Below are 3,800 nucleotides of genomic sequence, written 5' to 3' on the forward strand. Positions count from 1 at the left end.
CGCTACGCCGCCTCGCTACGGGTTGCGGCGAGTTCGGGGATGGCATCCTCCCAGCGCTGGCGGAGCTGGGGTGGCAGCCAGAGGGTGGGCCAGAGCCGTCGGAGGAGGTCGGCGTCGAGCCAGGTGTGCAGATCCTCGGCCGTGCTGGCTTCGGTGAGCACCACCTTGTACATGCTGGCCGCGCGCGCGGGCCGGTTCAGGTCGTACTCGGCGTGCCCGGACCAGTCGAGGTGACGCGGAAGCGTCACCGTGCCGCCGGTTGGGCCGTGCAGTTCGTCGAGGGTTTCGGCAACCACGTAGGGCCTCCGGTCGCCGTAGGGCCGGTAGTCCGCCGGCGGCTGGGGTGATGTCCTGCGCCGGTTGAGATTGGTCGCCCGTCGGACCTCCGGTCGTAGTGCTTGCCGGATCGTCTCCCGGCTGTATCCGGTCACCCGCTGCAGATCCACCGGCCGCCAACCGGCCGCGTGAAACGCCCGCAGCTGCTCGTCCCGCTCGGTCAACGCGGCCGCCCGCGTCGCCTCGTACCGGGTGACGACCGCCTGTAGCTCATCCTCGGAGAACCGGCCCATGCTCCTCAGCCTACTACGCTAGGCCCAGCACGCTTGGCTTCCTGCTGCCGTTTCCAGAGCCTGAATCAGCAGGCCCTTTCCGCCTGCGCGAGACTCCCACCGGGCACCCCGCCCGTCAAGATCAACGGAAGGCATGGGGATTCTTGCCTGCTTGGCATGCTCCGCTGATCGGCACGACGCGCGCGTCAGCTAGGGCGGCGGCACGACGCGGGGTCATGTGGGTGCGGCACCGTGGTAGCGGGCCAGTTTCGATCTGCGCGGTGAACCGCGTTCGATTCGCGAGGCAACCCGTGTTCGAAAGGCTTCGGGATCCGACCTGCGGACCGCCGAGGCGGTCATCGTGCCTGTATCGCGGACGCACTCGGTCTGCCTCAACCGCGAGGGCGCGATGACGGAAACCTTGCGTGCCGCAAATCGGCCGTAATTCGATGCGCCGGCACCGATCGGATCACCGTCTGCTCCGACGCGACCTTGATGGCGGCCCGCTTGTGGCACGTACCGGTCGGCGCCGACGGCGGTGTTCAGAGTGTGGGGCCGCCGTGGTGGTGGAGTTTGTCGCGGAGGGTGTCGGCGAAGCCTTCGGCCGTGGCGAGTTGGTCGCGCAGGGCGGTGACGCGGGTGGTGGCGGCGGTATGGAACATGGCGAGCCGGTCGAGCAGCTCGGCGCGGGCGGCGCCGGTGGCGGTGTCGAGGGCGTCGAGGACGGTGAGCAGGTCGCGCATCTCGTCGAGGGTGAACCCGAGGGGTTTCATGCGCTTGACGACGGCGAGGCGGTCGAGGTCGGGTTCGGTGTAGAGGCGGAAGCCGCCCTCGCTGCGGGCGGAAGGGACGATGAGGCCGGCGTCCTCGTAGTGGCGGATGGTGCGGATGCTGAGTCCGACCCTTTCGGCGGCTTCGCCGATCTGCATGAGACGCCCGTTGGCCGGGCCGGAGGCGTCCTGCTCCGGCCCGGCGTCGCCGGTGGTGGCGGCCATCAGTGCCCGACGCCGAGCTGCCCGGCGAGGCTGTCGTGGATGCGGGCGCTGGACGTGTTCAGCTCGATGATCTCGACGGTCTTGCCGCGGCTGGCGTACTTGGTGGTGATGGCGTCGAGGGCGGCGACGGAGGAGGCGTCCCAGACGTGGGCGTGGGTCATGTCGATGACCACGGTGTCGGGGTCGCCGGCGTAGTCGAACTGGCCGACGAGGTCGTTGCTGGAGGCGAAGAAGAGCTCACCGTGCACGGAGTAGATCCGGGTGGTGCCGTCGGGGTCGAGGACACTGGTGACCTCGACCAGGTGCGCGACCCGGCGGGCGAAGATGACCATGGCGGTGAGCACGCCGGCGACGACGCCGACGGCGAGGTTGTGGGTGGCCAGGGTGGTGGTGACGGTGGCCAGCATGACGACCGTCTCGCCGTACGGCATCCGCTTGAGGGTGGCAGGGGCGACGGAGTGCCAGTCGAACGTCGAGACCGCCACGATGATCATCACGGCGACCAGGGCGGCCATCGGGATGACGGCGACCACGTCTCCGAGCGCGACGACCAGGATCAGCAGGAACACGCCGGCCAGGAAGGTGGAGAGACGGGTGCGGGCGCCGGACGCCTTCACGTTGATCATCGTCTGGCCGATCATGGCGCAGCCGCCCATGCCGCCGAAGAATCCGGTGACGATGTTGGCGACACCCTGGCCCCAGGACTCGCGGGTCTTGCTGGAGTGGGTGTCGGTGATGTCGTCGACGAGCTTGGCGGTCATCAGCGACTCCATCAGCCCGACCAGCGCGATCCCGAGGGCGTAGGGGGCGATCAGGGTGAGGGTGTCCACGGTCCAGGGGATCTCCGGCAGGCCCAGGGTGGGCAGACTGTTCGGCAGCGCGCCTTCGTCGCCCACTGTCGGCACCGCCACGCTCGCGAAGACGGTGACCACGGTCAGCGCCACGATGGCGACCAGCGGCGCCGGCACGGCACGGGTGAGGCGGGGGAGTCCGACCATGATCGCCAGGGCTGCGGCGACGAGGGGGTAGACCAGCCACGGCACCCCGAGCAGGTGCGGGACCTGGGCGGCGAAGATCAGGATCGCGAGGGCGTTGACGAAGCCGACCATGACGCTGCGGGGGATGAACCGCATCAGCTTCGCCACCCCGAGCACCGCGAGCAGGACCTGGATCGCGCCGCCCAGGATCACCGCCGCGATCAGATAATCGAGTCCGTGTTCCTTCGCCAGCGGCGCCACCACCAGCGCGATGGCCCCGGTCGCGGCGGAGATCATTGCCGGCCGGCCACCGCAGATCGCGATGGTGACCGCCATCGTGAATGACGCGAACAGCCCCACGCGGGGGTCGACCCCGGCCAGGATCGAGAAGGAGATCGCCTCGGGGATCAGCGCCAGGGCGACGACCAACCCGGCGAGGACCTCGGTGCGGAACACCTTCGGCGACAGCCAGGACGGACGGGACAGACGCGGCCGGTTGACCGCGGACAGCACAGAAGACATACAGCCATTTCCACTCGGGGTGTCACGCGGACGCGCACAGGTCCAGCCCCACACCGACGGGGCGCGGCGACCACGACCAGCAAAAATCGGTCCTGCCGGCTGAAGACCTCATCACCTGGACTCGGTCTGGGCTGCCTCAGCAGCCACCGGCCACCGCCGGGACGACCGGCACCGACCCTACCCTTCCGTTAGTGGAGAGTTGATCGAACGTGCTGATCATCACGATGCCGCGTGAACCAGACGCCGCCCAGGCCTCGCACATCGTGTCCGAGGTGCCGGCCGGTGACGGCGGCAGGCTCGGGGTTGCCGCGCCCGCAGGGCCGGGGGTGGGGATGGCTGAAGTGTGTTCCGCCGTGAGCGTGGCTGAGCCTCGAGGTGCCCACCCACTTTCCCGCCTCGCGGGCGGGCTGGGTGAACGGGCGCGGCCCTGGTGGCCGTGGACCCTGATGCCCGGAGGCTTCTTCGACGGTTGCGGTGTCGCGGTCCTGGACGACGTCATCGGCGCGCGCCCGGCGGACACCACGCTCGCCGGACGGTTGGTGGAGAGGGAGATGCTGGTGTCGCTGCCGATCCCGCAGCGGTCGGCGACTCGCATCACCTGCTGCAGATCGCGATTGGTGACCCCGACGGTGAGCACATCACCGGGCGGGTGCAGGGCCACGTTAGCCTCGGTCTTTCATTTCGGCGGCCGTTCATAGCTGCTGTTCGATGAATTCGGTTCGGGATTCGCGTACCAGTTCGCTGGCATGCTGACGGCC

General features: G+C 69.2%; 4 protein-coding genes. 1 reads left to right on the forward strand and 3 read right to left on the reverse strand.

The window, feature by feature from the left end; all coding sequences use genetic code 11:
• Window positions 1–2 precede the first annotated feature (2 nt).
• The 3 genes from GA0070560_RS27875 to GA0070560_RS27885 form a co-directional block, all read right to left on the reverse strand.
• Window positions 3–569: a hypothetical protein gene (locus GA0070560_RS27875; protein WP_091303091.1), complete on the reverse strand. Its 567-nt coding sequence runs from the start codon at window positions 567–569 to the stop codon at window positions 3–5.
• 521 nt (window positions 570–1,090) lie between these two features.
• Window positions 1,091–1,543: a MerR family transcriptional regulator gene (locus GA0070560_RS27880; protein ID WP_091303093.1), complete on the reverse strand. Its 453-nt coding sequence runs from the start codon at window positions 1,541–1,543 to the stop codon at window positions 1,091–1,093.
• The gene (locus GA0070560_RS27885) at window positions 1,543–3,042 is read right to left on the reverse strand and encodes a SulP family inorganic anion transporter (RefSeq protein ID WP_091303095.1); all 1,500 of its coding nucleotides are present in this window, start codon (window positions 3,040–3,042) and stop codon (window positions 1,543–1,545) included. The genes GA0070560_RS27880 and GA0070560_RS27885 overlap by 1 nt, the downstream gene beginning before the upstream one ends.
• A 209-nt stretch (window positions 3,043–3,251) precedes the next feature.
• Here GA0070560_RS27885 and GA0070560_RS28970 point away from each other — a divergent pair, with 209 nt between their 5' ends.
• Entirely contained in the window at window positions 3,252–3,740 is a 489-nt protein-coding gene (locus GA0070560_RS28970; protein ID WP_170839624.1) for a hypothetical protein, read from the forward strand.
• The last annotated feature ends 60 nt before the right edge of the window (window positions 3,741–3,800 follow it).

The organism is Micromonospora halophytica (assembly GCF_900090245.1).
Classification (GTDB): Bacteria; Actinomycetota; Actinomycetes; order Mycobacteriales; family Micromonosporaceae; genus Micromonospora; species Micromonospora halophytica.